Genomic DNA, 26163 nt, shown 5'->3' with positions numbered 1-26163 from the left:
CACTGTTTAATTCAAGAAACTCGCTGCTTTACTATTACAGTGGCCAATTCATCTCGAGATATGTAACGACAAGATTTTGAATAAAGACCCCCCGCACAAGGGGTGGTCTTTAGGATCATTAAATTACTTTGATTGCTTCGATATAGAGCTCGATGCTCACTTCATTTCCGACGACAATTCCACCCGTTTCCAAAGGTGATTTGAAGGTCAAACCAAATTCATTGCGTTCAATACGGGCTGTTGAATGAAATCCCACACGTTCCCGGCCACGAGGGTCTTGATTAAACCCTTCAAAAACAGTATGAAAAGTGACAGGTTTGGTTACTCCATGGAGCGTCAGATTGCCTGCAAGTTCATATTGCCGTTCGCCAGCAAGGACGCAGCTGGTGCTTTGAAACGTAATGACTGGATATTTGGCAGCATGAAAGAAGTCTTCACTTCTCAGGTGTTCATCTCGTTGCCGCTGGCGAGTTGTAATACTATTTGCTTCTATGGAAGCCTGGATGCCCATGGTTGTTACATCGTTGGGGTCAAAACTTAGGATCGCTTCGAAATGCTCGAATGCTCCTTTGATTTTATTGATCATTAAATGCGCCACCGAAAACTCAACAGAGCTGTGGTCCGGATCCACTTCCCATTGGATACTGCTCATCACCAATTCCCACCTTCGATAATCATATTATGAGAAAGGTCACCCTATCTCCAAAACGCTGCGTTATTCGCATACCGTTAATATATAAAATCGCTACTGACAACGTAATGTCAGTAGCGTTTTTGCGTTCCAGCATTTTTTAGTTTCTTCGTAAATCTGATGTCGGAATGACTCAGGCCCCTCTACCTTTACATTCCCTTCCCAGCCCAGTGTCCATTGCATCACATCGTCCAGCTGACGAACGCGTAAGATCTCTTCAGATCGAGCTCGTTTCCTGCTGGATCCGAATATTCTGCCCTATTCCCTGCTGCAAAGACAATTTCCCATCTTCCATCCGGTATACCTTGTCGCAATATTCAAGCATACGTTCATCATGAGTAACCAAAATCGCTGCTTTCTGACGTGAATTCACCTCTTGGGCGATGAGACTGACCACTTCATGGGCACGTTTGGTATCCAAACTTGCTGTCGGCTCATCCGCCAAGATGATGTTGGGATTATTAATTAGAGCACGAGCAATCGCTGTCCGCTGCTTCTCACCACCGGATAGCTCCTCTGGGAAGCTTCTCAACTTCGAGCCCAGACCCAGCTCTTCCAGCAACTTCGTGGCGAAAACCTTATCCTCCCTTTCAACCTTTCCCGACATCCTTTTTATGATGAGCAATTGATCCAGAACATTTAGATAAGGAACCAAATTCGAGGATTGCATAATAAATCCGATTTCTTGTAGCCTTACATTCGCCAGCTCTTTGGCAGTAAGTGTAGAAATATGATGTCCATTCAGCTTAACTTCTCCTTCTGAGGCTTTAAGTAGCGCTCCAGCAATAGACAAAAACGTACTTTTACCAGAACCCGACGGACCAACTACAGCAACAAATTCACCCGGCTCCACTGATATGGACACATGGTCAAGTGCTGCGATCCGATTGCTTCCTTCGGCATAATACTTTGTGACTTTACTCATTTGCAATCCCTTAGTCATTATTCAACCCTCCCGAGCGCCTTGAGCGGATCAATCTTTGTAATCTTTCGAACCGATATCATCGAACTTAACATAGCGATAATCAGCAAAATAACAGAATACGTGACGACAAGACTGGTTTCCAGCTTGAATGGCATGCCCTTAGGCATAATGGCTGCTGTCCCATAAGTAAGTAAGATTCCAACGACAATACTGGTCAGCGAAAGCACAAATACTTGCGATACAATGGATTTGCTCAAAAATCGGTTACTGGCGCCTATCGCTTTCATAATGCCGAACTGGTTAGTCTTCTGCATCGTAATTACATAAAAGAATACCCCAAGCACGAAGGCGGAGATAGCGAGCAGAAATGCAAGCATCATTAAAATCGTACCATTCTCTTCTTTGTACCCTGGCATTCCTTGAACTGCTGCCGTTCTAGTCACCGTGTCCGTACTTGTTAGCATGTTATTCATTACGTTTGGATCGATATCCTTGCCTTGCAACATAATTGCATTAACGGGCCCTGCAACTCCCTTATCCGAACCCGGGGCCGCAAAGGTAATCTTTCGCCATTCAGCCATCGGAGTAAATACCGACGCTACGTGGTTATATGTCTGGTTCTCGACAAATCCGATAATTGTCAATGATTCCGTCGTGCCATCTAATTGAAAAGTGTCACCAATGTTATAGCCCTCATCCTTCATGGTCGAATTCACCACGACACCAGTAGGGTTCGCAGAGGATAGGCTTTCCCCTTCCACGACAGCCGGTTCCAAGAAGCTGCCTGGGTTGATGCCTATAATCGCAATATCCAACTTCTCCTCATTCTTGATGCTATGTTCCTTCAACGCCGTTGCCATCGTGCTTCCCATAGGTGCGGCAGCACTCACATTTGGTAGTAGCTCCACTTCCGCCATTAATTGATCAGACAGTAGCGACTTGCTCATTGAAGACTGCGACCCTTCTTCAAAAATGACATAATCCGCCTTCATCGTCTTGAATGTTGACGCAGCTAACGTAGATAAACCATTCCCCAAACCGGATAAGATAAATACCAACCAAGCTATTAGTACAAAAATGATGATGATCATTAAAAACCTTGTTTTACTATGCATCAATTCCTTCATAGCTAAAAACATTCCTTTTCCCAACTCCTTGCCCTTATTTTCTTGACACCTGTGTCAAATTAAAGTCGCTATTACACTTGCTAGCTACTTAATTAAACAATATAAATGACACTAGTGTCAAATTAAACCCAAGACCGAGGCTAGCTCTTGGCTCCTCCGATCCACATTTGAAACAACAGCTTTCCCCAATCAGGTGTAGGGATATTCAGCATATTTGGCGTATCAATCAAGTTAAAGAAAACACCAATAAGTACAGGAAGTGGCATATCTTGTCGCAAGCTTTTATCCTGTTGTGCGCGTTCAAACAATCGTGATAATTGAAATTTTAGAGTCGTATGTGCTTCCTCAATATATTCAAGATCTCTCGCTGCCGCCGAAGAATTAGTAGTATTAATTTTACTGGCATTTCCCAGAAGTTGATGAAGTGTAGATTCTTCTACGTAAACGAGAAGTAACTGTTCCAGAGCGTCCATAGGATCAGTCTCATCAATAGCTAATGCATTTTCTAGTACCGTTGCCATTACGCGCTTCATACAAGCAGCCACGATCTCTTCTTTATTAGAGTAATATTGATAAATAGTGCTTCGGGCTCCTGACAGATGCTGTGAGAGCAACTTGAGATGAAAACCGTCGTATCCATGCTCAAGCACTAATTTTTTTGTCGTATCAAGTAGCTCTGTCTCCGTAAAAGATTGTTTTCTTCCCATTGAATCTCTTCCTTTTTATCATTTAAGATCTGTTTTATTCGTTATCTTCACGTAATAGACTACTATCGTAAATTTAAAATGAGCCCTATCTCTGCTCTTATTTATTATCAGTTTAGCATATGTTTATGAGCATTTCCCAAAACAAGACTACCTTGCTCAAGAAGATGGAGGTGTTTCGGTCAAAAAACGTACTTGAGCGTGAATCCAGCTAATCCATTCTGTTATGTAAATAACATGATTGGTGAGATCCATGGTACAAGTATTTGGGGTTCTAAGCCGAGAAAGTACATAGAGAAACGCCGTTTAGTATTGAACTTCCATGGCGTTACAGCTAAATTCAATACCAAATTCCCTACCCGCGAGGACTTGCATAGCTTAACGGAATTAATAGCCGAAGGCACGATTAAAGCAGAGATCGATTCCATATTCCCGTTAAGCCAAGCGGATAAAGCGCTGGAGAAAAGTGAAGCAAGACATGGACGAGGAAGAATTTTGCTGAACATGAACTCCATCTAACAACGAAACAACACGAGTGCATAGCGCACAACGTGTTGTTTCTTTATTCCATAGAACCAAGCTGACTTCGATCGTATGGCTGCGTTTCCCACAAGGAAAAACTTTCCTTGTGGGAAACAACAATAGGGAGAATTGGCATACGAGCATTTAATGAGTTTCTGCAATCGTTGATCCTGGTGTGCCACTTTCCTCTTCTAAGGCATAGAAGAGATATCCACACTCATACGACTTTTCCATTAGTAACAGACAGATAAGCAATTCGCCAGGCGAGCCATGTTGTGTTGTAACATGGTTCCCATTCTTTATTTATGATACGCTACACAACAAAGAGAACAGCCCCCAGGCTGTTCTCTTTCGCAGTCTGTCTTAAAAGCACGTGAACGAGCTAATCCGATTCAAATCGATACCGAAGTATCCCCAGAAGAAACCGAACCATCTGAACCCTGCAACAGAATTACGCCCGACGAATACCGGGAAGAACCAGAATTGCTCGCCGTTGTTCAGCCAAATGTATGTGTTGCGGAACATGCAGCGTCTGATCCCGCCGGGGTCAATAGCAAATGTGGCGGTCTGCATTTGCGGTACGAACTGCGGTGGAGGAGCCGTCGGCGGTTGAACACCGCCGGGTGCACCCCCTGGAAAACTCGGCCCTCCTGGCCCTCCTGGCCCTCCCGGTCCGACTGGTCCACCTGGAAACCCTCCACCAGGTCCCGGCATTGGAAAAAATCCCATATGTGATCGCTCCTTTCAATGAGTAGGCATAATCATCATATGCATTCGCGGAAAGGGCGACTGGGCGAAGGTCAAAAAAATACCCGCCAAGCACGTCATTAACTGCTGGCGAGCAGCATGAAAAACACATCCTAAATGGGGATATAGCTTTCACCTGGAAAGCTTATTTAACCAATAGGATGTGTTTTCCTGTTTTAATATAAGGTTTGAATCAGTTCTACATTATGAAGCTTTTGCTGCAACAGCTTTTTGAATTATAGCTTTTGCATCGTTAGTAGAAAGACCTTGTTTAGGTTGAAGCAAGTTTTTCTCTGCTGCACTAAGAATACCTTTGTCAATCAGTTTTGCCATAGATTTCACTGCATAGGTAGAAACGGTTTTGCCATCTTCAAAACCTGCAATGATCGTAGCCGCATTTTTATCAGAAGCTTGATCTTTCAGCAATTTAGCAAGAATAGTAGCTGCTTCTTCACGAGTGATATCACGATCAGGATTGAAGTTACCACCGTAGCCTTGAATGAATCCAGCATGAGTCGCTTCAGCGATTGCATCTGCATATGCAGCGTTAGCAGCAACATCCTTGAATGCAGGTGCTGTAGCTACTTCGTTCAGTTTCAACAGGTCTACCAGAGCAGTTACAAATTCAGCACGAGACATGAATTCTGTAGTTACAGGTGTTTCTGTTTCCTCTGTAGATGCAGCTAAGTTCGTGATACGTCCTTCCGTGTTAGCCACAATGTTAGCGCCTTTAAACGTATCTACAATGTACTGGTAGAATACATCCAGATCGATAGGACCTGCCAAAGATGATTTAGCATCCACCAGCACTTTATAGTTATCTCCACCTGCAGCCATAAAGTTGTTCACTACAGCCGTATATGTTTTTGCAGGATCAATAGGTGTGCCATCTTCAAGACTAAGACTAGTAACACGTTCTGCCACTGGCTTATTGAAATCGGCAGTATATTTCAAACCTGAGATCTGTAGAGTTTTTGTGTTTGGTGTACCGTCAGCGTTGGTGCCCCATTGCTGCTGCAACAAAGTTTTAATTTGTTCGCCAGTCAGCTCCAGTTTCACTAAAGTATTGCCAAACGGCTGGATTTTAGCAAGATCAGCAAAGGTCACATCGCCTTTTGGCAGATCCGCACGAATACCACCTGGATTCATAAATGCAAAGTCAGCAGCGCTTGCTTTATCCCCAAAGTCTGCTTGACGCATGGCATCTGCAATCAGGTTACCTAGAGCGGCTTCGTTATTATAAGCATCTGTACGAGTGACAGAACCGTCCGTAGTACCTACCGGCTTAGTAAGCTCAGGATGCTTGTCTAATGATTTTTTAATAATAGCCAAAGATTCAGAGTCTTCTTTTACACCCTCTTGGAAAGTCGTTGTAACGGTAGCTGATTTTTCGGTTACATCCCCAGTAGCTGGGTCAATCATCAGCTTGATATCCTCAAATGCTGTACCATACGAATACGCTTGAACAATCAATTTTCCATTCACTTCACCGTTAGCCAAAGCATGATTGTCACCTGCAACGATAACGTCAACAGGGGAATCTGCTGGCAAAGCTTTTGCTAAATCAGCCGCTTCTCCAGTAGTTACGCCTTCTTTGGTGGATGCTGGATCATGCGCCAAGACGATGATCGTTTCTACACCTTGATCTTGCAATTCTTTTGCATATTTATTAACGGCTTCAACTTCTTCTTCTGCGCTTAAGAAACGCACACCAGCTGTCCCAGATGGGGATACTTTGGCAGGTGTGGATTTAGTCACTAATCCGATGAATCCGATTTTGACTCCACCCACTTCTTTGATCACATAGGGCTTAATCAATGTTTTTCCAGTGGCAGTTTCAATGACATTTGCATTGACGTAATCAAATTTTGCACCAGCATGCGTTACCTTGCCTTCTTTTGGATCAAGGCCACCAAAGATTTGTGCTTTTAATGCAGCGATACCTTGATCGAATTCATGATTGCCCAAAGATGCGACATCAAAGCCCATCATATTCATCCACTCCATCGTAGGCTCATCCCGATCCAAAGATGAGACTGGAGCAGATGCACCAACAGAGTCTCCATTATGGAAGAGTAGGGAGTGTTCATATTTTGCCTGAGCTTCTTTTAGATATGTAGCTAGAATTGGAGCCGTTCCTGCCTTTTTATCACTAACGATCGATGTGGTATCTAATTGACCGTGGAAGTCATTGATACCAATCAAGTGTACTTCTACATCTTTGCCTGCAGCAGAGACAGGACCTACCGCACCGAATAGTTGAGAAAGTAATAGTGCAGTAGTAGCCACACGAATGGTGCTTTTACCCAAAACTTTTTTCCAAGACATGAATTACAAAACCCCTCTCCAATTTCAGATCCTGAAATATTTTACCATAGTTTAATTCATAAATATCGTAAAATATATAAAATGGATGTAAAAAATTGAAAGATTGATAGAGAAGAAACCTAACGGACTGCAAAGAAATTTACATATACCTCTATCATGTTAAATTTAGTGATTTTAAATAGAAAATTATGGCTTTTATATTTCTTGGTTGCTATACTAGGAAATAAAGTATGTTCAGTTATGTGATGATATGGACTCATTGCTGACAATGAGCATCCTTTTCGAATCTCTCTCTCCTAAATACACAAATCAAACTACATAATATGTACCAGAAGCATGTACCTTTTCAGTTTTTCCACATGGGGGGAACATTGCCGCATGAACCCCCCAGTAAATTTTGACAAATAAAGTGAGAGAGTGCTAGATTCTATTTACACTTATTCTTTAATTTGGGTGGGCCTATGAGAAAAAAACTACAAATTTACATATCGTCTACTTACTACGATCTTATTGAGGAAAGACATACCGCTGTTGAAGCCGTACTTCAAGCCGGTCATATCCCTGCTGGAATCGAGCAATTTTTCAAGGAAAGTCCAATGAAAATTAGGAAGAGATGGATTGACGAGTCCGATGTATATCTCCTGATTCTCGGAGGATTCTATGGTTTAACGCTTCCTGATGAATCCAAGAGCTACACACATTGGGAGTATGAATATGCCGGAGAAGCAGGCAAACCTAGATTTGCTTTTGTTGTCACAGATGAAGCATTAAGACAAAAGCCATACGACTTCGCAGCAATTGAATACTATCAGAAGTTTCAAGAGTTTAAGCAATCGGTCATGGAACAAATCCCGATCTATTATGTTGAAGATGTACGGCACATTAAAATGGTACTTCATGATCAATTGCCGGAGTATGCAGCAAGAGACGATTTGTATGGCTGGCTTTCTGGCAAGGATGTCCCGGACGTTCAAAAGCTGTTGGAAGAGAATGCAAGATTAAAGGCTTAGTTGGAGAAAATGAAATGAAAGTTGGTTTAGAGGCGATGGCTCACAGCTATCGTCTTTTCCAATTTTTCAATAATTGAAGCTCCTGGTAATCCTCACCTATCACTTGAGGCCGCACTTTGTTCTTTACCGCATATTTCCATAGCCAGAACGCTATGCCCAGGTGACCTCTTACGTGTTCACTTTTCATTGAACTACCGCACACGTTAGCTTAACGCAAGTCGTAACGGTATCTTGTCGTTAAATCTCTCGTCCGCCATTCATGACCGTTCTATACATTTTTTCTGCTTCAATTGGGCTTTCTTTTGCCGTCATATGGTCCGGAATAACACGGTACACTTGAACCGGTCCACCGAACACGGCCGACCTATACTTGTCCACATGCTGCTTCGACAAGGGGCGGTTATAATAGCCAGGTACGTATTTATTGATCATTTCCTGAAGTACAAGGGTGGCTTCATCCAAATCAGTGATTGGCTCTGCTTGCCCAAATACCATTACGCTCATATAAGCCGTATCCGTTTTGGCAGGTACCGGGTCAGTGATGGTCCCATATTCCTCACATACCGTAAAACATACCTCTGGATTTTCACTCATGACATGATTACGCCTTCCATCTCCAGCCCCGTGAAAATAGAGCTTCTCCTCAGCCCACACATAATTAAGAGGTACAACATAGGGCAGGTTCCCATCAACCAACCCAAGATACCCAATTCTCGCCTGATGAAGGAAACGTTCAATTTTCTCTTGATCCCGGCATTCCCTGATCTTGTAACGAACCGAATTCATTTCAAAACCTCTCCTTTCACTCATAACACATTCATCCCACTCCAAACCCCGATACTCTTCTAGAGTGCAGCTACGACCAGATTGCAAATATCAGGGTTATTACGGTAGTATACCAGTGAATGGATTGCGTTAAAACATCCAAACATATAGGTTATGAGCAATCCATAATGAGCATTTATGATTGGAACTTCTATCTGGAGGTGTGTACGATGATGAAAGTAAATCGTAATGACAAGAGACCAATCTGGCAGCAATTGCTTGATCAAGCGATTCATAATATTATTAGCGGGATCTGGGCGCCAGGGGAATTGCTGATTCCTTCCCGCGAACTTGCTCATATGGTAGGTGTCTCTCGCTCAACGATACAGATCGTCTATGAGGAATTGCTAAGTCGAGGCTATACGGTTACATCTCGCCGAGGAGGGACGCGGGTTAGTAAATGGCAACAAGTCACTGAATCAACGAAGGAAATAATAGCAGATGGCCCCATTCCCCCCTCACTTCCTTTGTTGAACTCGGCTGTCGATCAATTACACGACTGGTTCGAAGGCCAGGAACATCCTGACGTGGATATTGATTTTAGTCCCCATGAACCCTATGTAGACGGACAATTTCAAAAGAACTGGCGACAATCGCTTCTGCACGCATCCGCTGCAATGGATTTATCCAACTGGGCTTACGGTAATCCCTGTGGTTTCACACCATTACGTGAGCAGATTCAGCGTTATTTATCACTTGAAAGAGGCATCCATATCCAAACCAATCAGATTCTGTTGACCTCAGGAGCTCAGCATAGTATTGACTTAATCGCACAATCGCTTTTAGCTGACGGAGACACTGTCTCTGTAGAAGATCCCGGTTTTCCAGCTGCCTGGATGGCGATGAAATATCGGCGTATGAATGTGGTGCCCGTTCCCGTGGATAAGTATGGTCTAGTGGTTGAGCATATTCACCCGCAATCCAAACTGATCTTTACAACCCCTTCACACCAGTGCGCGGTCGGGGTCGTTATGTCGGAGCCGCGTAGGCAACAATTGTTACATAAGGCTGCTCAAGAACAATTCTGGATTATTGAGGACGATTATGATAGTGAATTTCGATATCGCGGGGAACCCCTTCCAACGCTGTTTAGCCAGGCACCTAATAATACCTTGTACCTCATGAGTTTTTCTAAAATGATTGCTCCAGGCATTCGTATTTCGGCTATCGTTGGCTCTGTGGAGGCCATTGCTCAACTAGCCAGGGTACAGGAGCTGATTTACCGCCATCTTCCGATTATGGACCAGTTGACTCTAACCCACTTCATACAGAATGGGCATTTTATGCGCCATATGAGAAGAGTCAGAAATGTGTACCGACGAAGACATGAAGCCATGACAAAAGCTATAGTGGCAAGCGGTTTGGGAGAGCGTTTCACACTAAGTGGGGTAGAAACGGGATTGCATATGCTCCTTGAAGCTGAAGAGTCATACGACGAAGACACCGTAACAAAGTTAGCTCTTCAAAAGGGAATACGTGTATACCCTCTTCGACCTTATTGTTTGGAAAGCAAACGAAAAGGATGGGTGTTGGGGTTTGCAAAAGTAGATGAAGCATCGATTGAGCAGGGGGTTCATCGTCTTGCGGAGTTGATCTTATAGGGTCATCATGTGAGAATTGGTAAATTCGCAGGATTCCATTAAACCGCGATCTGGGACAGAATAAACTAAGGCTATGAGGTCATTAATTTTAATAGGAGAATCGGATCATGTCTGTCATACATGCCTACCTTACGAAGTCGCCAAGTCCTTACTCCCATGAGCGTCTTGCCTCTGAGTTAAGCGCCTATTTTGATTTTGAAACAAAAATTCTTAATCCCATCGAATAGAACAGGAGCGATCGCGTTGCAGCTTTCAGATTCCACTTACTCCGAAATTACCACTCTATGTAAACAAGGCGATGCTTTGGTGGAGGCAGGCGATCTTGATTTGGGCAAGCAAAAATATATTTCCGCCCTCCGTTTGTTGCCAGAAAATCATCGAGAATGGGAGGCAGCTACCTGGATATACGTGGCTATTGGGGATGTCCATTTTCGTATGGAGAATTACGATAAGGCCTTCAAGTGCTTTTTTAATGCTGTACAGTGCCCGAAGGGGTTGGGTAATCCGTATATTCATCTTCGGCTGGGGCAGTTGTATTATGAACAGGAAAGCTTAGAAAAGGCTGCTGACGAGTTAACCCGGGCTTACATGGGGGCTGGTATTGAGATTTTTATGGAAGATGACCCAAAGTATCTTGAGTTTTTGGAGACAAACATAGAGATTTGAAATTTCAGGCTGTTTCAGACAGAGGCTTGCAGTGGTATGTGCTTGGGATAGCTCTCTGAAACAAAGTAATTCGGATTTGTATATTACCAATAAGTCTCCAGCTCTGGAGACTTACAAAAGCACCACTATTCCCAAACTTTACAAAGGCCCCGTACTCAGTTAAATGATCGACTTTACAACTAATTACATCGCCCAATTTAGGTTACAGCCTTATTTTTACGCAATAGGAGTACCATTAGGCATTTCAGTATCCGGCTTTAATAGAATAACATCTCCTTTTTCCGGGACTCCTCCCAAAACTAATACTTCCGATTTGAATCCCGCAATGCACCGAGGAGCTTCCTTAATCGTTCCGACACGAATATCTAGTGCTGCAAAATCATCGATCGTTGCCAACGTTTTGCCTCCTCCACTAAAGTCTTTAACCGCTCACGAAAATATCTCTCACGCTTTCCGAACAGAAATTAATGAGTTCCGCTCGGTTTTGCATTTTACTGCGCTGGGCGGAACGGCTGCAGGAGTCGAATCCCTTCCTCAATAGATCCCTCCATCAGTTCTAAGAGCTGGGGCACCAGTTCCTGCATCCGGGGGGCGCTCAGGTGCCGATCGAGGGCATCCTGGTTTTCCCAGCGCTCGTAGATGATGAATGTGCCAGGCTGGCCTTCTACCTCGTGAGCCTCGTAGTCAATGTTGCCCAGGTCGTTGCGCGACGGGGTGACAGCAGCAGTCATGAATGCCTTCATCTCGGCTTCTCTCCCTGCCTTAGCTCTCGCCTCCCAGAGTACAGTAACGTAACGGTTCTTTGTATCGTTCATGCTAATTCCTCCTAATTTATAAACACTTCGTATTTTTTGCTTTACCGTTTTCTCAAATGGGGGAATTCCCCGTTTATGCTTGAAATTCCAGTGTATCAATGGCTTAGTTTAATGCTGTTATAATCGTCCAAAAGAACGATTAAAGCCTTGGCCCGCAAGAACATCTTGACGAACCACATCTAAACGACGTGTTTGGTATTCACCCAAAGCATTTGTTATCGAATTCGGATACTGTTTAATGGAGTCTATAATGGCAACCGTATCATCAAGTGAGTCATTAAAGCCTGCGCCCGTCATTGGTGACATGGTATGAGCTGCATCGCCGACTATAGCTATTCTTCCTTTTGACAATATATTAGGGATGTATTCATTAACAGGTGCCCCGATTAAACTGCGGTCCTTAATTGCGATTTGCAAAATAGCATCATCTTCTTTATTCCAATTGGCTTGGCTGGTTTGTGATAGTTCTTCCAGCAGCGAATCCGGAATAGCTTCACCGTATAAGGAATGCTGGGCAATCCCGCCCTTTAATACACCTAATTCAGACAGCAAATGATTATGCGAATGATCAAACCAGCAAAAACCAATCCATCGCTGGCCAGGATTAGTTCCCCCTTTTATACCTGGCATCACCGCAGTTGTTAATGTACCGGCAGCACTATTTTTGAAATAAGCACTCGAAAGTTGCCGTTTTTTCCAGTCTTTCTTTGGCAGCAGTTCTTCGTCCACCTTCCCTACCCAAACCAGATAGCCAGCATAATCTGCAAATGGTTTGTCAGGGTTTAAATAGCGGCGGACAATACTGCGATATCCATCTGAGCCAATCAAAAAGTCACCTTTAAACGTCTGCTCCTCTTCACTGGTAGCCCAAGCAGATGATTCATTTTGCCCAACACTAACAATTCGTGTATTGTGCTGAAGGGTAATACCAGGTTCTTTAGCAACCGCATTGCGCAAACGTTTTTGAATGGCTGACAAGGCTTCAACATTGTTGTTACCATTGGATGCCAAGTGTCTTAATTCTCGTTCAATTTCACTATTACTATAAGGCTTTGTGTGTAAACGAATAAAAGCACCATTTCTTAATGATGAATCTGCACGTTCAAGAATGGTAACTGTATAACCAGAACGAGTTAACGCAAGCCCCATCATTAGACCACCTAAAGATCCACCTACAATAATGGCATGTTCAAACTTGTTTTGTGGCATATTTCATTCCCCCATTTTAGCTTTCTGTCCAAGAGGATTCGTGAAACTGCCCGTTACTGCAGTTTCATCTGGCTGCGGAGCATCCGGTCGAGGAGTTTGTCTGGGAGAATACGGACCAGTCGGGTCAGCAGTGCCGAATCGCGACCGACCGTATAGCGGGTGCGTGGCTTACTTACGTGGATTGCTCGTGAAACCACTGCTGCCACTTTCTCGGGGCGGATACCGTCCGTTGCCCACGTTTCAGCCTGAGCCTTCACGGCGTCAAAAAGACGATCATGGCGCCTGTGCTGGTCCGGCGTCATTAACTTGGCCAGCCGCTCCGCTGTCCTAATCCCTTGTTCCGACAGGCCAGTGCTAACACCACCCGGAGTGATCATGATCACCTTGAGACCAAAAGAGGACATCTCCCTGCGAAGACTGTCATTGATCGCTTCCATAGCATACTTTGCAGCCGAATAAATTCCGAAACCGGGCATGGAGATCTTGCCCCCAACCGAACCGATATTGACCACGCGCCCGCCGCTGTTCAGCAAGGCCGGGGTAAGCGCCTGAATAACCGCGACCTGTCCGATCACACTGACTTCAAACTGGCGGCGAAATTCATCAAGCGGGACCATCTCAAGAGGTGCATTAACGGCGATGCCGGCATTATTGACCACTGCCCGCAAAGGGCGACCAAGCGGATCTTGCTCCACCCGTTCAGCCAGCGCCTTTAGTGTGTCGATATTGGTAACATCGACGATCACCGGCTCGATATTTTTGCGTTTGATTTTGTCGGCGTCTTCCTGACGACGAACCCCCGCCAAAACGTGAAATCCTTCAGCGGCCAGCTGCTCCGCGGTAGCCCTACCGATGCCGCTGGACGTACCTGTGACCATGACCAGTTCTTGAGTTTTGAATGACATAGTAACCCTCCTAGGTTTGATAAGATATGGATCACGGTATAGCACTGCTATACGAATATTATAGCACCGCTATACAAAGCTGTCTATAGCGGTGCTATATATTTTTTCGAAGTGTTGTCCTGCGGCCCGAACATCGTTTTGACGGGCGTTGCGTGATGCACTCGGCGCTCACGAAGTACCATGGCGGGAGGGGTTGAGATTTATCGTTGCGTTGAACTTATGGAAATGGGGGTCAGCCTCTTCAGCGCCAAGTCTGCCACAGGTTCTCCAAATACTTGGCACAAATTCAAGAGAACTAATGCTCGCATCCTCCAAACATAAAAAAGATCGCCATCCTCCTGGAGGTCCAGGTTGGATAGGCGATCTTTCTTTTACGTCTTCTAAATTAGGGCTTTACCGGAAGTCTCCAGGCTCTGTCATCGAATCCCTCATTTTGAATCGGCGTCCGGCCTTTGGATCAAAATGATCTGCATTACGCTTTCCCGAATGAGATCAACGACGTCGGGTTGGGGTGGGGGTGCCTTACGAATCTGGGCCGTCACATACAGCCAAGAGGCCGTATTGGCGGAAGCCCAGACCAGATCTGCCGCAGCCTGGGCTGACACAGCCAGTTTGCCTTCGACGGCGACTCTCTGAACATTTTGCACTAGTGCTTGGTACGAATGATCTGCCGCCTCGATATGGGCGCCCTCAAGCAACCGCCCCATCATCGCCGCATAAATCCGAGGACGGGTTGCCGCGAAGCGGACATAGTCATCCCATCCTTGACGAAGAGCCGTCTCTGGAATGGTGGACTCCACTGCGGCAATCTTGCTTTCCAATAACTGTTTGAACGCTTCCACTATAGCTGCACTCAGGAGTCCATCGGCATTGCCGAAATGGTGGTAGAGTGTAGGAGCCGTAACCTGCGCGATCGCTGTTACGGCTCGCGTCGAAAATTGGGCTCCGCCATCCTCTTCGAGTACCTTAAGAGCAGCTGCCAATATTTTGTCATATGTGTTCATATGTCCATTATAGCAGTGCTATATGCGTATGTCCATGACGAAGGTTGTACGCTGTGACCATTATCCCTGTAGCCCAAAAAGGTGCTGAGCATTTTTCTTTCAGATTAACTTCCTCATTGTACAGAAGAGATGAAGCTACTTTCGTGGATATTTTAAGTTGGGCAGAGCCAAACCTAAATTTTTATTGGTGCACTGGGACGCATCATGACGAAGAAAAGCTGGTATCCCTGGGTCGTTGCCATTGATATCATCGGACCCCTCTTGATTGCTATTGGTATGATTTTCTCCAAGCCAATTGAATACATTGGTGTCACTTTGTTCGCCTGTAATATTGTGGTTTACACTGCTTATCTCCTTGCTTACTTGAGGAAAAACGCTTTGGATAATAAGGCAACCTTCTTTTTAGGCCTATCTTGTCTAGCCTTTTACACGGTTGTCGTGCTTTCCATTTTATATCCGCTACTAAAAAAGATATTTTTCTTAATCATACTTGATTTCATTCCCGTTTACGGATCTCTGCATGCGTTGGTTTTGTTTTATGTGGACTGATTGGTTGGGTGTACACTGTAGACTTCATTAAGAAAAAGAAGATTGTCAAGGAGAATAGATAGGTTGATACATCTTTATGCGTAATTACATACAAAATCATGAATTGGTGATTGTGATTTTTAGGCTAACCAATCGGCTTCATAGGAGTAGTTTAGTCAGGTTCGTGCTATAATAGTGATCACATAAATAACATTCATCATTCTGCCGAGATGGCGATGATTAAGGAGATTGAATTTTGACGAACAACCATGATATTGGAGCAGTGAACGAACTACCGGAGAACTTTGAAGAGCTCAAACGAGCGGCTAACCGGACGTCAAGCTGGAGAGAAAGACTGAATGCGGTGAACGAATTGGGAAACTGGAATACAGCCACTACCATTAAATTGCTGCAGCATGTTTTGACAAGTGATCAAGTGTTCCAGGTGCGTGAAGCCGCATATTTCAAGCTGAAGCAGTTGGATGAAGATGTACAAATGCCTGCCAAAAACAAAGGTGAGCTGTTTAAAGGTCTTAACAAAATTTTGCTACGGATTAAAAAAAGCCTTCCTGAAGGTCATACATTTGAGCAATTTAAGGAAAAACTGCAAAAGACACGTTTGGATATCTATGATACTTACGAGGGCGACAAAGATGCTGAGTTTGACTCCTGGCTCCATGGAATTTGGGAGACACTAGGTAGAAAATAGCCGCTGTTCAAAGCCACTCCAGAAAAATGGAGTGGCTTCTTTATTCCTTATTATTTTGATTGTCACCAGAGCAAAGTTAGAGCCTACATTCCATTTCACATGTACGTTCCCTGTGTGATGCGAAGTTATGTGATATACAATTTATTCTGGTATATAAGGAAGATCCAGTGTCCTCGGAACGTTGATGACATGCTTTTCTGTATACGTGCGGATACCCTCCGCGCCGTATTCACGGCCAATACCCGATTGCTTGAAGCCACCGAAAGGGAACCGAACATCGAGCCCCTGCACAGCAGCTGTATTGATCATGGTCGTTCCAGCTTCGAGTTGACGTGCAATGGAGATGGCATCCTCTTCTTTCCCCCACACAGAACTTGTCAATCCATATATGCTTTCATTGTGTAGATGAATAACCTGCTCTTCATCGTCAAATGGCAGAATCGGAACCGTAGGACCAAACTGTTCCTCCACTACAATCGGATCATGAACATCGCAACCTAAAACAAGCGTAGGCTGTAGGTAGTAACCTTGGTCAAACAGCTTCTGATCAAGAATTTGGCCGAGAGGGATGACCTTAGCCCCGCGCTTTTGCGCACCTTCAACCAAACCAAGCACGACATTTTTTTGCTTCAGGTTATTAACCGGACCTACCGTCGTATTTGAATCAAATGGATCACCAATTCGAATCCAGCGATTTGCCGCCTCTATATATCTTCCCACAAACTCATCATAAATAGAACGGTGTACATACACACGTTTGGCGATCATACAGATCTGGCCTGCTGTCAAGAAATTAGAAATGACAATCCGACGCATGGCTCGCTCATCATGAACATCAAAGCTTTCCAAGAAGATTGCCGCATCATTACCACCAAGCTCAAGCGTCATATCCTTAATCGTTTCCGAAGCAGCTTTTATAATATGCTTAGCTGTTGCGGTTCCACCTGTAAAGGCGATTTTAGTAACAAGAGGATTACTAGTCAGTTCAACGCCCACATCCGCATCACCATGAACGACATTGATTACACCAGCCGGGAACTCACTCGCAATAATCTCTGCCACCTTCGCTGCCGCCAGTGGCGCAAATGGGCTTGGTTTAAGCACAATCGTGTTGCCTGCAAGTAAGGCAGGAGCGATCTTAATCGTAGATAAAGCAATGGGATAGTTCCATGGACTAATCGCTGCCACCACACCAATTGGATCATAGGAAAGAATCGTTTTACCATTCTCATGCTCTTTGATCTCTTCCTGTAGTGCCGATTTGGCTTCATTACAAGCAAACTCCATCCACATTAACGAAACATAAATTTCACCATGTGCATCATACAGCGGCTTGCCATGCTCTCTAGACAGCAAATGCACAATTTCATTCTCAGCTGCTCTAATCTTCTCTATCGCCTTGCGAATCATAATAATGCGTTCATCAATGGAGGTCTGCTTCCATGTTTTAAAAGCCCCTGCCGCCGCTTCAATCGCTTCAACCGCTTGTTCTTTCGTAGTGACAGGGAAATAACCTACGATCTCAGTTGGGTTTGTCGGGTTCTCTTTTGCTAACTGCGAAAGGGATTTTATATTTTGACCATTAATGAACGCTTCAACTATAATTGTCTCTTGGTCTGCTTGTATCGTCATTTTACATCCCCTCCGTTATTTAGATTGATTAATTCCAAACTTCTTCTGCAATTTCCTTCACATAACGAAGTTTACGCCATTGTTGTTCTTCCGTTAAAATATTGCCTTCTTCTGTAGACGAAAAACCACATTGTGGGCTCAAACAAAGTTGCTCAAGTGGTACATAGGTTGCCGCATCTGCAATCCGAGCTTTAATTTGTTCTTTATCCTCTAACTCGCCTGTTTTCGATGTGAGTAAACCAAGCACGATTTTCAAATCTTTTCGATTCACATACTTTAATGGCTCAAAACCACCTGAGCGCTCATCATCAAATTCTAAAAATAATCCATCTACGTTTAAGCCTCCAAAGATAACTTCAGAAGCGTAATCATAACCACCAGTTGAGAAATAGTTCGATTTATAGTTACCACGACAAATATGCATAGTCACAACTAAATCTGCCGGTTTTTGAGACAAGGATTCATTAATCATTCGCTGCATCGTTTTCAACTCTTCCGCCGGTTCCAGACCTTTAGCACGCAGCTTATCGTGACCAGCTTCTGAGAATAGGTCTGCCCAAGCTGTATCATCTAATTGCAGGTATCGACATCCCGCATCATAGAAGGCTTGAATTGCTTTTTGATACGCCGCAATCGTATCCTGAAGGAATTGCTCTCTGTCCTTATATATATTGGCGTCATTTTCCAATCGATATAGAAGCATGTTGGGACTTGGAATGGTCTGTTTCGCCACTGCGTCACCTGCATGCTTTTTCAAAAACTCAAAATCCTCAACAAAGGGATGACTCGAGAAATCAACTTTACCAACAACACGAATCCCGCCCTTGCGCGTTTGCATATTATGGAATTTCGGTCCATCTATTTGCTCATACAACTCTACGCCATCCATGCCACCCAGAAAATCAAAATGCCACCAGCTTCTGCGGAATTCACCATCCGTAACTGCAAATACGCCATTTTCCTTTTGCTTTTCAATAATTCGAATAATCTCTTTATCTTCCACAGCTCTTAATTCCTCATATGTGATGTTGCCTGATTTATATTGTTCACGTGCCTGACTTAAATTTGCAGGACGTAGAAAGCTACCTACATGATCATTACGAAATGGTATCATATATATTTCTCCTTCTAACTTTTTAGTCTAATGAGTATAGCATGGTCAAAAGGAATGCTTGTTATATGAAAAAAGCATGGCTAGTCATAGCTTTTAATAATAGCCAAAAGACCAGGCATTATAGAAATTGCCCAGAAATATATAGAACAAGAACACAACGTATGGAACAATGGGTCTTATAGAAGCAGTTACGGAAGAGCAGATTAGAAGACAGTTTGAAGTGAACGTTTTTGGGTCGGTATCTTATGAATTAGCATCATAAAACATCAAAGTAAAACTAATTGAACCGGGTGCTATTCAAACGGACTTTGGCGGAAGATCGATGGAGTTCTAATTTAATAATGCATTAACAGAATATAAGGTATTTACTACTGCATTTCGGAGTAAATTGGGTGAGATGGAGAAACACCCGTCTTACGCCTCACCTCCAGATATGGTTGCCGAAACCATATACCAAGCGGCCACAGACGGTACATATCAATGCCGATATGTAGTAGGTGCAGATGCCAAGATGCTCATTCATATGAAAGAAAATGCGGATGAAGTGGAATATCCAACAAATATATCCCAACATTTTCTTAAAAAGTGAAATGGATTTTGATTATGGATTAGGCAGTATTACTCTACTATCTTTCAGAACTAATCTAATAATATTACTACTATAATCCAGTAACTTCGCAGATCATGAAGAGAACTAATTTGCTGTCATGGAGAAAAATTAATACAGAAGGTAAGAAAGAGTATGGGATTTTAAATTGGTTCCTACGTCAAGGGAACTTTGAAAAAAGAGTTAGGCAGCAACCGACAAAAGATGACTCCTGTACTGAACAGGAGTCATCTTTTTTAATCCCGATTAATAGCCGTATGTAAGAAAGATAAAAAGTACAGCCATGTGAGAAATTATCCCCCGGTTACTACTAAAAACAAACTACGTATTAATAAAATTCAATATTTACTTCTTCCGCTTTATCACTATTTGTAATACGGTTCAGCGGCCCTGGGGCCGCCTATCCTTTGAGCGTATTGAATTGAGAGCCGAATGTCACTTATAACCGCAACCAGGCCGACCGGTTATACAAAAGTACGAATAACATCGATCGAAGCCTTATGTTCTGCTCCGATCTCCGTTCTCCAGCATATCAAGCAGCAGGCTGGAAAGCGGGGCTGGAACTTTTGCATTTTGCGCCGCCGACAGCAAGAGGCCGACATCTTTCTGCGGAATTTTACTTTCGGATATGGATGACTTCTCGGCTATCATTTTTCCATAGTTTTGATAAATTGGGGCGGTAAACAGTGTGCTGGTAAGCATATTGACCGCTGCTGTGGGATCAACCCCGCCACGCTCAGCTATTCCTAGTGCTTCTTCCAGTGAGCGTGCGGCGGAGACGATTAGGAAGTTACCGATCAGTTTGACGAGTACAGCCGAACCGGCTTCCTCGCCAAAGTCAAAGATCCCTTTAGCTCCCATCGCTTCCAGCAGCGGCCGCACCCGCTCCTTTGCTTCCTGCGGACCCGCTATTGGAATCCACAATTGCCTGGCAACGGCTGCCTCCGGCCGTCCAAAGATAGGCGCCTCAACATAGACGGAACCGTGCCGCGCGTGCAGATCCGCCAGCTTCCTACCCGTATCCGGCGACACCGTACTCATTGATACATGAATACCGCCTATGCCCAGGCGTTCTAAGAAATCTTCGCTTTTGACGATGTCTTCCAATGCTTCATCGTCCCATACCAAGGTGACGACGATGCCACCGGTTGTCACGGCGTCAGCTGGACGGATCGCCTGCAGCGCACCTTGGGCTACGAGCGGTTCCGCTTTTTCTGGGGTCCGGTTGTATACGGTCAACGCATATCCTGCTTGGAGCAGATTGGCAGCAACTGGTAGACCAAGCAGTCCGAGTCCGATAAATCCAATGTTTTCTCTCATGAATTTAACCTCCATAGAACACTAAACATGACGTTAACGTCATGTTTTGAGTAAAAAAAATTAATCGCTTTCATTGGTTTCGAGCCATCGCTCGAAACGTTCTATATTCGACTGCAAATCGCTGCGGAACTGCCCGAGCGCTTCAAGCTTCTGGTCCGTGTCGGCCAGATGCTGGCGCAGTATGCCGAGGACTTTCCGTTTCGGCAGCACCCCGCTCGTATCCGTAAAGTAAAGCTCGATTACGTCCCGAATTTCCTCCAAACTTAGGCCAATCTTCTTCAACTGATCGATCTTATGCAGACGAGCAACCGTTTCTTCCGTGTAGTAATGATGACCATTGCCTTCGCGCTCGCCAGATGGAAGCAATCCAATGCTCTCGTAATAGCGAACCGTGCGCTGGGTTACCCCGGCTCGTTCTGTCAAATCGCCAATGCGCATGCGGTTCATGATGTATCACTCCTTCCAAGATATAATATGACGTTAACGTCATGTTTGCATGATAGCATTTGGATTGGAAAATGTAAAGGCACCTGAAATTCGCCGCGGCGCTTAACCGCCAACCATCTTGGCTCATTAAATCAAAACAAAGCGTAATCCCAGGGCTACTATCAAGCTTTCGCAACATACTCAAAAGGCCGTTGAAGTAATCAGCGGCCTAGATGTTGGTAATTCAACTATCGTGTCCCGTCAGTTGAACAAAGGGCTACCACTGGGCAGTCCTTTCATTATTGAGCTATAAGTTACCCAAAGACTTCTTTTCCAAGTATTCCATCAACAAGATCAAATCATCGTCAGGTTTGTCATTCCTGTTCTTGTGATGTCTCTACTTTCACATTTCGTTCCTCAAACACACGCTTTGCTACAGAAAAAGCGTTGAGTACGCGTGGGAAACCTGTATAGGATATGCAATGGGTAATCGCTTCAACGACTTCATTCGTAGAGAGACCAACATTAAGAGCCCCGTGAATATGGGCATGAAGTTCTGGCTCGACTCCACCTTGGGTTGTCAGGGAAGCAATCGTCAACAGTTGCCGCTGTTTTGGGTCCAGTCCTTCTCTGGAATAAATATCGCCAAATGCAAACTCGATAATGTAGTTAGCAACGTCAGGAGCAATATCTTTCAGTGATTCGATTACACGTTCTGCTGCTCCTCCGCCCCCGCCTACTTCCATTAGTTTGTTCCATCCTCGTTGGTAGCGCTCTGCCGTCATGTTGCAGCCTCCTAGTAAGATTCAAGTGAAACGAATGGTGAAGCTAGTCGAGCAAAAGCAGTCCGCTTTCGGATGAGGAGCGAGCTGCTTTTTAGTATTCTCGATTACATTTCCAAATTAAATCTCGCTTTTACTCAAAAGCAAGGCTTTTGCAGGGCTCTCAAAGAGGGCACTTTTTTTAAAAAAAGTGTCCATCTCTTGGGTCATAGTTAGTTTTTCCGGCTACAGGCTTTATTAGTTTGGTGTTTGAAAATTAAAAATGTCCCGGTTGCAGTATAACGAGTTTTCGAGCATCTTCTTTCAATTGTTCTACAGTTAGAGCCGCGCAAGCAGTCTTCGGCATATTTAAATAAATCAACAAAGCTTATGACTGAGACAAAATTCCTTTAACAAACAAAGAGACACTGTGCTTGTAGAACTCTTCCTCGGTGACGAGTTGGGACTGATATTGCCGGTGAATCAGCTCGCTCATCTGAAATCCGTAGCACATCGAGAGAAAAGACATGGCGGCAAGACGCTCATCCTGTCTGGCTATAACTTTTTTCATCTGCAGGCGTTCAAAATATTCAACCAGCAAGGAGTGCAGCTTCACCGGCGGATCGGCCAGCACTCTGTCCAATTCGGGTAGCATTCCTTTGTCGCGGATGCCAATCAAAATGATGTCCGCATTTTTATGGAAAAACAAACGGTACTGCTGACTTACATTCAGCAGATCGACTTCCGGATTATCGGTCGCGCCCTCTTTTAACAGCTTCTCAAATTGCGGGATATCCGAATGTCTTTCAATGATGGCTTCCAATATGCCTTGCTTGCTTCCAAATTGCCGGAAAATCGTAGATTCATTGACTTTAGCTTCCGTTGCAATGGCTTTGGTGCTTACTCCCCGATAGCCCTTCTTTTTGATGAGCCGTGTCGCGGCTTCAATGATTCTGTCTGATGTTTGCATTGTATTTCTCCTTTTGCATATGTTAAACCTATTCTACTACAAGTTTTGCATATGCAGCAGGGTCGGGGTTCATCATTTTCATAAACGTTTATTTAAGGAAAATCGCTTCTTTTTTCCCAGCGGCTTGGTTCCGTAATCTTGACATGATCAGGCACCAATTGCGTGAGCGTGCCTAATTTATCAAATGTAATCTGGATTCGGTCAGAGGGCAACAGCCATTGTTCGGTCTCGATTGCGCAGCAATCCGGTATCGTCCCCATTCCTATAATCGTGCCCGGGAGCGGCGTGAAAACTTTGAGAACCTCCTCCATCACTTTTGCAGGGTGTGCAGAATACTCGGATGTGCTTCCCTTCCAGTGCAGTCTCTCCCCGATGCGTACATCCACATCCAGTACCAGCGGGTTGTCAATTTCATCCGGCGTAACCAGAAATGGTCCTATTCCTTTGCTGCGATCAAAATCTTTGCAGCGCGTCGGTCCGATCAGCGCCTGGAAATCCGGCCACTGCACATCGCGGACAGTACTGTCGTTGAAAATAACATAACCTGCAATGCAGTTCCCCTTCCCTGTAACAAAGGCCAGCTCCGGCTCGATATCCAGGTAGGAAGAGTACGAAGGCCAATGAATCGTATCCCCATCGCCAATTAATGCATTATGGTTACACTTGTAATAACTGAAAGTTACTTTATTCGGATCTTTCTGGAATTTTTCAGCAATTTTTCGTTTAAGCTCTTCTCTTTCCGGCCCTGTATATTCTCTTTGCAACAGATTTACGCCAGCATTTCTCAGATGTCTTGGCGTCAGCCCGAAATCGATAAGCGCAGCCGGATTCGGAACCGGCGGCAGCAGTTTTACCGCTGCAATCGGGCAGATTTCATTTTCATTGAATTGATGCGACTGTTCAACAGCATATTGCATCAATTCCTTAGCGGCATCATAACTTGCCGGCAAATAATGAAGATAGCTGTCTATACTTTCAAGACTGTCAATGAATGTTCCCTGCTTTTTCATGATTGCGGCAAAAGACACGACAAATTTCTCGTTAATTACAAGCCCAAACAAAGGTTCCTGGGATGTCTTGGCTTGAAAGGTTACTAGCTTCATGTTGCAGCTCCTCCATCCATGTAGTGTGATGTTGTTCTGTTACTATCATATAGCATAGAACAAATGCATGCAAGTGCTTGCTTGCATTTCTGTTTTCCATTCTCTATAATAAAGACATAGTCAGTATGCCTTACCTCAAAAACATATACGCAAAGGAGAATTTTTATGAAGTATGGACGTATTATCCAAAAACCTCGCGTTAAATTTTTTGAAGTCGCAGATGGCGTCTTTGCCGGTATTTCGCCGTATCGCGGGATCAGTTGGGCCAATGCCGGGTTCATCAACAAGGGTGAAGGGCTGGTGTATGACACGTTCTTCGATTTGTTCCATGCACGGGAAATGCGGAAGGCTTTTATGGAAGTAAGCAACGGCGGCTCTCCCGCATATGTGGTGAACTCGCACTATAACAGCGACCATGCCTGGGGAAACAAAGTGTTTGAAGATGCTTGCATTATTATGCACAAGGAAGCGTCCAGAGAGCGTCTCACCGAAAATATCGCCTGGATGGACAGCGTCATTAGAAGAGGAAAGGAGTCTCCGGAATCGACTTCGGGCGAGCGGTTTTTTGCAGCGGAATTTGAAGGATTCGACCTGGAAGGCGTAGAATGGGTGCTCCCGAATATTGAGATAAAGGACGATATCAACATCCGTCTTGGCGATACGGAAGTTATGATTTACAACGTAGCTCCGGCCCACTCTGACAGTGACTTGCTGCTGTGGATGCCAAAAGAAAAAGTGCTGTTCGCCGGCGATGTCGTGTTTAACGGTTGTACGGCATACAGCGAAGAGGGAACCCTCAATTGGGTTAAAGTGCTTGATCGCATTATTGATGAAATTAAACCCGAAATCGTTGTTCCAGGACATGGCGCCATCTGCGGCCTGGACTTCGTGAAGGAGCAGAGAGACTACCTCCTGAATCTGATCAGCGAGTTCAACAAGCATTACAATGACGAAATTGATTCCTTGTCCCTGACCAAGCAAATTGATATTTCCCGCTTTCTTCATTGGATTCAGCCAGAACGCTTGTATGTTACAGTGGATATCCTATTGAAAAGCAAACGAGGGTTACCACCCCTTCCAATTTGGAACGAGGTGCCTGCTAAGCTGGAAGACATGAAAGCTTTTTTGGCCGGAAAATATGGCAATCAGATCAAGCCATGGGACCCTATGAGTGTTTGGCAAGAATAGCAATTTGAAGCTAGCGTATGAAAAACGAAAAACGGCCCTGTCGCAAACGATGCGAACAGCGGCCGTTTTTTTTCAATTGTTCCACGGAATTAAAATCGGCGCTTAGAACCGATTATGAAGAAAAAATGGCTGATTGTTTCCTTGGTTTACGTCCTCAAATGCATTTATTCCCATAATTTTTCGCCGTCACTTATGGTACGGCTCATTCCGATTGATCTTCACTGCACGATAAATCTGCTCCACCAGCATTAGCCGCATCAGCTGATGTGGCAAGGGTTAATTTTAACCGGTTCGTAACTACCCGAATCTCTTCTATTTCCCAGTCAAAAAACTTCCGAAGGTTTCAGTTCAGGATTACTCCCTGTACGCTATTTGCTCCTGAGCGAGACGGATCAATTCCCTAACCATGGAACCACCAATTTTGCCGCCGACTTGGCCTGCTGATTCCGTTGTCAGTTGACCATTATTTCCTGGGTACAGAGGTACACCAAGCTCTTTCGCCACTTCATATTTTACATCGTCTGGTTGATTCGGATTTACGGTATATCCTTCGCGCTTCATTACATCTGCTTTGAACGCCTGCATTCCCTGTTCGACCCCTGGCACCGCATATTTTCTCCTTCTTCTTGCCATCATACAGCACTCCCCTCGATGTTATTCCCTAACTTGCCCGGAAGCACAAAATTTTATCCCTATTCCTCTTCGGTGCGAGTTCACTCAGGACAA

Annotated in this window: 28 protein-coding genes and 1 pseudogene; 8 read left to right on the top strand and 21 right to left on the bottom strand. The window is 44.5% G+C overall.

Annotation, left to right across the window (positions count from 1 at the left end):
* Nucleotides 1-118: 118 nt before the first annotated feature.
* The 4 genes from ACFTRD_RS20750 to ACFTRD_RS20735 all read right to left on the bottom strand — a co-directional run bounded on the left by ACFTRD_RS20750 (nucleotide 119) and on the right by ACFTRD_RS20735 (nucleotide 3450).
* A complete protein-coding gene (locus ACFTRD_RS20750; protein ID WP_379383299.1) occupies nucleotides 119-652 on the bottom strand; it encodes a YceI family protein in 534 nt (177 codons plus the stop codon).
* A 256-nt stretch (nucleotides 653-908) separates the two neighbouring features.
* A complete protein-coding gene (locus ACFTRD_RS20745; RefSeq protein WP_379383297.1) occupies nucleotides 909-1634 on the bottom strand; it encodes an ABC transporter ATP-binding protein in 726 nt (241 codons plus the stop codon).
* The gene (locus tag ACFTRD_RS20740) at nucleotides 1634-2755 is read right to left on the bottom strand and encodes an ABC transporter permease (RefSeq protein ID WP_379383295.1); all 1122 of its coding nucleotides are present in this window, start codon (nucleotides 2753-2755) and stop codon (nucleotides 1634-1636) included. Before ACFTRD_RS20740 ends, ACFTRD_RS20745 begins: the two co-directional genes overlap by 1 nt.
* A gap of 128 nt (nucleotides 2756-2883) precedes the next feature.
* Nucleotides 2884-3450 carry a TetR/AcrR family transcriptional regulator gene (locus tag ACFTRD_RS20735; protein ID WP_379383293.1) on the bottom strand — a complete coding sequence of 189 codons (567 nt, stop codon included), beginning with the start codon at nucleotides 3448-3450 and terminating at the stop codon, nucleotides 2884-2886.
* Nucleotides 3451-3648: 198 nt separating this feature from the next.
* Between ACFTRD_RS20735 and ACFTRD_RS20730 the strand changes: the two genes are divergently transcribed.
* Nucleotides 3649-3966 carry a zinc-binding dehydrogenase gene (locus ACFTRD_RS20730; RefSeq protein WP_379383291.1) on the top strand — a complete coding sequence of 106 codons (318 nt, stop codon included), beginning with the start codon at nucleotides 3649-3651 and terminating at the stop codon, nucleotides 3964-3966.
* A 366-nt stretch (nucleotides 3967-4332) separates the two neighbouring features.
* Here the strand turns inward: ACFTRD_RS20730 and ACFTRD_RS20725 are convergent, their stop codons facing one another.
* The gene (locus tag ACFTRD_RS20725; RefSeq protein ID WP_379383290.1) at nucleotides 4333-4698 is read right to left on the bottom strand and encodes a collagen-like protein; all 366 of its coding nucleotides are present in this window, start codon (nucleotides 4696-4698) and stop codon (nucleotides 4333-4335) included.
* A gap of 222 nt (nucleotides 4699-4920) precedes the next feature.
* A complete protein-coding gene (locus tag ACFTRD_RS20720; RefSeq protein WP_379383288.1) occupies nucleotides 4921-7044 on the bottom strand; it encodes a 5'-nucleotidase C-terminal domain-containing protein in 2124 nt (707 codons plus the stop codon).
* Between the two features lie 461 nt (nucleotides 7045-7505).
* Between ACFTRD_RS20720 and ACFTRD_RS20715 the strand changes: the two genes are divergently transcribed.
* Nucleotides 7506-8054, top strand: a complete 549-nt coding sequence (locus tag ACFTRD_RS20715; protein WP_379383286.1) for a DUF4062 domain-containing protein — start codon at nucleotides 7506-7508, stop codon at nucleotides 8052-8054.
* Between the two features lie 237 nt (nucleotides 8055-8291).
* On the opposite strand, the gene ACFTRD_RS20710 is transcribed toward ACFTRD_RS20715, so the two are convergent.
* Nucleotides 8292-8840 (bottom strand): pyridoxamine 5'-phosphate oxidase family protein, encoded by a 549-nt coding sequence (locus tag ACFTRD_RS20710; protein WP_379384421.1) that lies wholly within the window; start codon nucleotides 8838-8840, stop codon nucleotides 8292-8294.
* A gap of 209 nt (nucleotides 8841-9049) precedes the next feature.
* On the opposite strand from ACFTRD_RS20710, the gene pdxR reads away from it, so the two are divergent.
* Nucleotides 9050-10480 carry a MocR-like pyridoxine biosynthesis transcription factor PdxR gene (gene pdxR / locus ACFTRD_RS20705; RefSeq protein ID WP_379383284.1) on the top strand — a complete coding sequence of 477 codons (1431 nt, stop codon included), beginning with the start codon at nucleotides 9050-9052 and terminating at the stop codon, nucleotides 10478-10480.
* 243 nt (nucleotides 10481-10723) lie between these two features.
* A complete protein-coding gene (locus tag ACFTRD_RS20700; RefSeq protein WP_379383282.1) occupies nucleotides 10724-11146 on the top strand; it encodes a tetratricopeptide repeat protein in 423 nt (140 codons plus the stop codon).
* A gap of 216 nt (nucleotides 11147-11362) precedes the next feature.
* On the opposite strand, the gene ACFTRD_RS20695 is transcribed toward ACFTRD_RS20700, so the two are convergent.
* The 5 genes from ACFTRD_RS20695 to ACFTRD_RS20675 all read right to left on the bottom strand — a co-directional run bounded on the left by ACFTRD_RS20695 (nucleotide 11363) and on the right by ACFTRD_RS20675 (nucleotide 15079).
* On the bottom strand, nucleotides 11363-11542 hold the full coding sequence (locus tag ACFTRD_RS20695) for a hypothetical protein (protein WP_379383280.1): 180 nt from the start codon (nucleotides 11540-11542) through the stop codon (nucleotides 11363-11365).
* A 95-nt stretch (nucleotides 11543-11637) separates the two neighbouring features.
* Complete coding sequence (locus ACFTRD_RS20690) at nucleotides 11638-11961, bottom strand: putative quinol monooxygenase (protein ID WP_379383278.1); 324 nt, start codon at nucleotides 11959-11961, stop codon at nucleotides 11638-11640.
* 117 nt (nucleotides 11962-12078) lie between these two features.
* Nucleotides 12079-13170, bottom strand: a complete 1092-nt coding sequence (locus tag ACFTRD_RS20685; RefSeq protein WP_379383276.1) for an FAD-dependent monooxygenase — start codon at nucleotides 13168-13170, stop codon at nucleotides 12079-12081.
* Nucleotides 13171-13223: 53 nt separating this feature from the next.
* Nucleotides 13224-14075, bottom strand: coding sequence for an SDR family oxidoreductase (locus ACFTRD_RS20680; RefSeq protein ID WP_379383274.1), 852 nt, complete (start codon nucleotides 14073-14075; stop codon nucleotides 13224-13226).
* 428 nt (nucleotides 14076-14503) lie between these two features.
* Complete coding sequence (locus ACFTRD_RS20675) at nucleotides 14504-15079, bottom strand: TetR/AcrR family transcriptional regulator (protein WP_379383272.1); 576 nt, start codon at nucleotides 15077-15079, stop codon at nucleotides 14504-14506.
* Between the two features lie 204 nt (nucleotides 15080-15283).
* Here ACFTRD_RS20675 and ACFTRD_RS20670 point away from each other — a divergent pair, with 204 nt between their 5' ends.
* Together ACFTRD_RS20670 and ACFTRD_RS20665 are read left to right on the top strand one after the other, a co-directional pair.
* Nucleotides 15284-15628: a YndJ family transporter gene (locus ACFTRD_RS20670; protein WP_379383270.1), complete on the top strand. Its 345-nt coding sequence runs from the start codon at nucleotides 15284-15286 to the stop codon at nucleotides 15626-15628.
* A 235-nt stretch (nucleotides 15629-15863) separates the two neighbouring features.
* Nucleotides 15864-16316 (top strand): HEAT repeat domain-containing protein, encoded by a 453-nt coding sequence (locus tag ACFTRD_RS20665; RefSeq protein ID WP_379383268.1) that lies wholly within the window; start codon nucleotides 15864-15866, stop codon nucleotides 16314-16316.
* A gap of 141 nt (nucleotides 16317-16457) precedes the next feature.
* Here the strand turns inward: ACFTRD_RS20665 and ACFTRD_RS20660 are convergent, their stop codons facing one another.
* Nucleotides 16458-17948 (bottom strand): aldehyde dehydrogenase family protein, encoded by a 1491-nt coding sequence (locus ACFTRD_RS20660; RefSeq protein WP_379383266.1) that lies wholly within the window; start codon nucleotides 17946-17948, stop codon nucleotides 16458-16460.
* A 28-nt stretch (nucleotides 17949-17976) separates the two neighbouring features.
* A complete protein-coding gene (locus tag ACFTRD_RS20655) occupies nucleotides 17977-19062 on the bottom strand; it encodes a 5-methyltetrahydropteroyltriglutamate--homocysteine S-methyltransferase (RefSeq protein WP_379383264.1) in 1086 nt (361 codons plus the stop codon).
* A gap of 397 nt (nucleotides 19063-19459) precedes the next feature.
* Here ACFTRD_RS20655 and ACFTRD_RS20650 point away from each other — a divergent pair, with 397 nt between their 5' ends.
* On the top strand, nucleotides 19460-19651 hold the full coding sequence (locus ACFTRD_RS20650) for a hypothetical protein (RefSeq protein WP_379383262.1): 192 nt from the start codon (nucleotides 19460-19462) through the stop codon (nucleotides 19649-19651).
* 516 nt (nucleotides 19652-20167) lie between these two features.
* Here ACFTRD_RS20650 and ACFTRD_RS20645 read toward each other — a convergent pair.
* The 5 genes from ACFTRD_RS20645 to ACFTRD_RS20625 form a co-directional block, all read right to left on the bottom strand.
* Entirely contained in the window at nucleotides 20168-20989 is an 822-nt protein-coding gene (locus tag ACFTRD_RS20645) for an NAD(P)-dependent oxidoreductase (RefSeq protein WP_379383260.1), read from the bottom strand.
* 60 nt (nucleotides 20990-21049) lie between these two features.
* Complete coding sequence (locus tag ACFTRD_RS20640; protein ID WP_247900059.1) at nucleotides 21050-21436, bottom strand: MerR family transcriptional regulator; 387 nt, start codon at nucleotides 21434-21436, stop codon at nucleotides 21050-21052.
* 353 nt (nucleotides 21437-21789) lie between these two features.
* Nucleotides 21790-22200 (bottom strand): carboxymuconolactone decarboxylase family protein, encoded by a 411-nt coding sequence (locus tag ACFTRD_RS20635; RefSeq protein ID WP_379383258.1) that lies wholly within the window; start codon nucleotides 22198-22200, stop codon nucleotides 21790-21792.
* A 364-nt stretch (nucleotides 22201-22564) separates the two neighbouring features.
* Nucleotides 22565-23146 carry a TetR/AcrR family transcriptional regulator gene (locus tag ACFTRD_RS20630; RefSeq protein ID WP_379383256.1) on the bottom strand — a complete coding sequence of 194 codons (582 nt, stop codon included), beginning with the start codon at nucleotides 23144-23146 and terminating at the stop codon, nucleotides 22565-22567.
* Nucleotides 23147-23238: 92 nt separating this feature from the next.
* Nucleotides 23239-24249, bottom strand: a complete 1011-nt coding sequence (locus ACFTRD_RS20625) for a fumarylacetoacetate hydrolase family protein (RefSeq protein ID WP_379383254.1) — start codon at nucleotides 24247-24249, stop codon at nucleotides 23239-23241.
* Nucleotides 24250-24414: 165 nt separating this feature from the next.
* On the opposite strand from ACFTRD_RS20625, the gene ACFTRD_RS20620 reads away from it, so the two are divergent.
* A complete protein-coding gene (locus ACFTRD_RS20620) occupies nucleotides 24415-25437 on the top strand; it encodes an MBL fold metallo-hydrolase (RefSeq protein ID WP_379383252.1) in 1023 nt (340 codons plus the stop codon).
* A gap of 186 nt (nucleotides 25438-25623) precedes the next feature.
* On the opposite strand, the pseudogene ACFTRD_RS20615 reads toward ACFTRD_RS20620, so the two are convergent.
* A pseudogene (locus ACFTRD_RS20615) lies at nucleotides 25624-25710 on the bottom strand (23S rRNA (pseudouridine(1915)-N(3))-methyltransferase RlmH); the annotation flags it as partial.
* An 81-nt stretch (nucleotides 25711-25791) separates the two neighbouring features.
* On the bottom strand, nucleotides 25792-26073 hold the full coding sequence (locus ACFTRD_RS20610) for an alpha/beta-type small acid-soluble spore protein (RefSeq protein ID WP_379383250.1): 282 nt from the start codon (nucleotides 26071-26073) through the stop codon (nucleotides 25792-25794).
* Nucleotides 26074-26163 lie beyond the last annotated feature (90 nt).

Source organism: Paenibacillus sp. NPDC056933 (assembly GCF_042674385.1).
Lineage (GTDB): Bacteria > Bacillota > Bacilli > Paenibacillales > Paenibacillaceae > Paenibacillus.
The sequence above is the reverse complement of the archived record's forward strand: the minus strand, read 5'-3'. Positions and strand labels throughout refer to the sequence as shown.

What these genes read in the sequence shown, in the direction of transcription:
- ACFTRD_RS20750 (WP_379383299.1), bottom strand. Translation starts at nt 652, where the DNA reads ATGAGCAGTATCCAATGGGAAGTGGATCCGGACCACAGCTCTGTTGAG.
- ACFTRD_RS20745 (WP_379383297.1), bottom strand. Translation starts at nt 1,634, where the DNA reads ATGACTAAGGGATTGCAAATGAGTAAAGTCACAAAGTATTATGCCGAA.
- ACFTRD_RS20740 (WP_379383295.1), bottom strand. Translation starts at nt 2,755, where the DNA reads ATGTTTTTAGCTATGAAGGAATTGATGCATAGTAAAACAAGGTTTTTA.
- ACFTRD_RS20735 (WP_379383293.1), bottom strand. Translation starts at nt 3,450, where the DNA reads ATGGGAAGAAAACAATCTTTTACGGAGACAGAGCTACTTGATACGACA.
- ACFTRD_RS20725 (WP_379383290.1), bottom strand. Translation starts at nt 4,698, where the DNA reads ATGGGATTTTTTCCAATGCCGGGACCTGGTGGAGGGTTTCCAGGTGGA.
- ACFTRD_RS20720 (WP_379383288.1), bottom strand. Translation starts at nt 7,044, where the DNA reads ATGTCTTGGAAAAAAGTTTTGGGTAAAAGCACCATTCGTGTGGCTACT.
- ACFTRD_RS20715 (WP_379383286.1), top strand. Translation starts at nt 7,506, where the DNA reads ATGAGAAAAAAACTACAAATTTACATATCGTCTACTTACTACGATCTT.
- ACFTRD_RS20710 (WP_379384421.1), bottom strand. Translation starts at nt 8,840, where the DNA reads ATGAATTCGGTTCGTTACAAGATCAGGGAATGCCGGGATCAAGAGAAA.
- pdxR (WP_379383284.1), top strand. Translation starts at nt 9,050, where the DNA reads ATGATGAAAGTAAATCGTAATGACAAGAGACCAATCTGGCAGCAATTG.
- ACFTRD_RS20690 (WP_379383278.1), bottom strand. Translation starts at nt 11,961, where the DNA reads ATGAACGATACAAAGAACCGTTACGTTACTGTACTCTGGGAGGCGAGA.
- ACFTRD_RS20685 (WP_379383276.1), bottom strand. Translation starts at nt 13,170, where the DNA reads ATGCCACAAAACAAGTTTGAACATGCCATTATTGTAGGTGGATCTTTA.
- ACFTRD_RS20680 (WP_379383274.1), bottom strand. Translation starts at nt 14,075, where the DNA reads ATGTCATTCAAAACTCAAGAACTGGTCATGGTCACAGGTACGTCCAGC.
- ACFTRD_RS20675 (WP_379383272.1), bottom strand. Translation starts at nt 15,079, where the DNA reads ATGAACACATATGACAAAATATTGGCAGCTGCTCTTAAGGTACTCGAA.
- ACFTRD_RS20670 (WP_379383270.1), top strand. Translation starts at nt 15,284, where the DNA reads ATGACGAAGAAAAGCTGGTATCCCTGGGTCGTTGCCATTGATATCATC.
- ACFTRD_RS20660 (WP_379383266.1), bottom strand. Translation starts at nt 17,948, where the DNA reads ATGACGATACAAGCAGACCAAGAGACAATTATAGTTGAAGCGTTCATT.
- ACFTRD_RS20655 (WP_379383264.1), bottom strand. Translation starts at nt 19,062, where the DNA reads ATGATACCATTTCGTAATGATCATGTAGGTAGCTTTCTACGTCCTGCA.
- ACFTRD_RS20650 (WP_379383262.1), top strand. Translation starts at nt 19,460, where the DNA reads ATGGAGAAACACCCGTCTTACGCCTCACCTCCAGATATGGTTGCCGAA.
- ACFTRD_RS20645 (WP_379383260.1), bottom strand. Translation starts at nt 20,989, where the DNA reads ATGAGAGAAAACATTGGATTTATCGGACTCGGACTGCTTGGTCTACCA.
- ACFTRD_RS20640 (WP_247900059.1), bottom strand. Translation starts at nt 21,436, where the DNA reads ATGAACCGCATGCGCATTGGCGATTTGACAGAACGAGCCGGGGTAACC.
- ACFTRD_RS20635 (WP_379383258.1), bottom strand. Translation starts at nt 22,200, where the DNA reads ATGACGGCAGAGCGCTACCAACGAGGATGGAACAAACTAATGGAAGTA.
- ACFTRD_RS20630 (WP_379383256.1), bottom strand. Translation starts at nt 23,146, where the DNA reads ATGCAAACATCAGACAGAATCATTGAAGCCGCGACACGGCTCATCAAA.
- ACFTRD_RS20625 (WP_379383254.1), bottom strand. Translation starts at nt 24,249, where the DNA reads ATGAAGCTAGTAACCTTTCAAGCCAAGACATCCCAGGAACCTTTGTTT.
- ACFTRD_RS20620 (WP_379383252.1), top strand. Translation starts at nt 24,415, where the DNA reads ATGAAGTATGGACGTATTATCCAAAAACCTCGCGTTAAATTTTTTGAA.
- ACFTRD_RS20610 (WP_379383250.1), bottom strand. Translation starts at nt 26,073, where the DNA reads ATGATGGCAAGAAGAAGGAGAAAATATGCGGTGCCAGGGGTCGAACAG.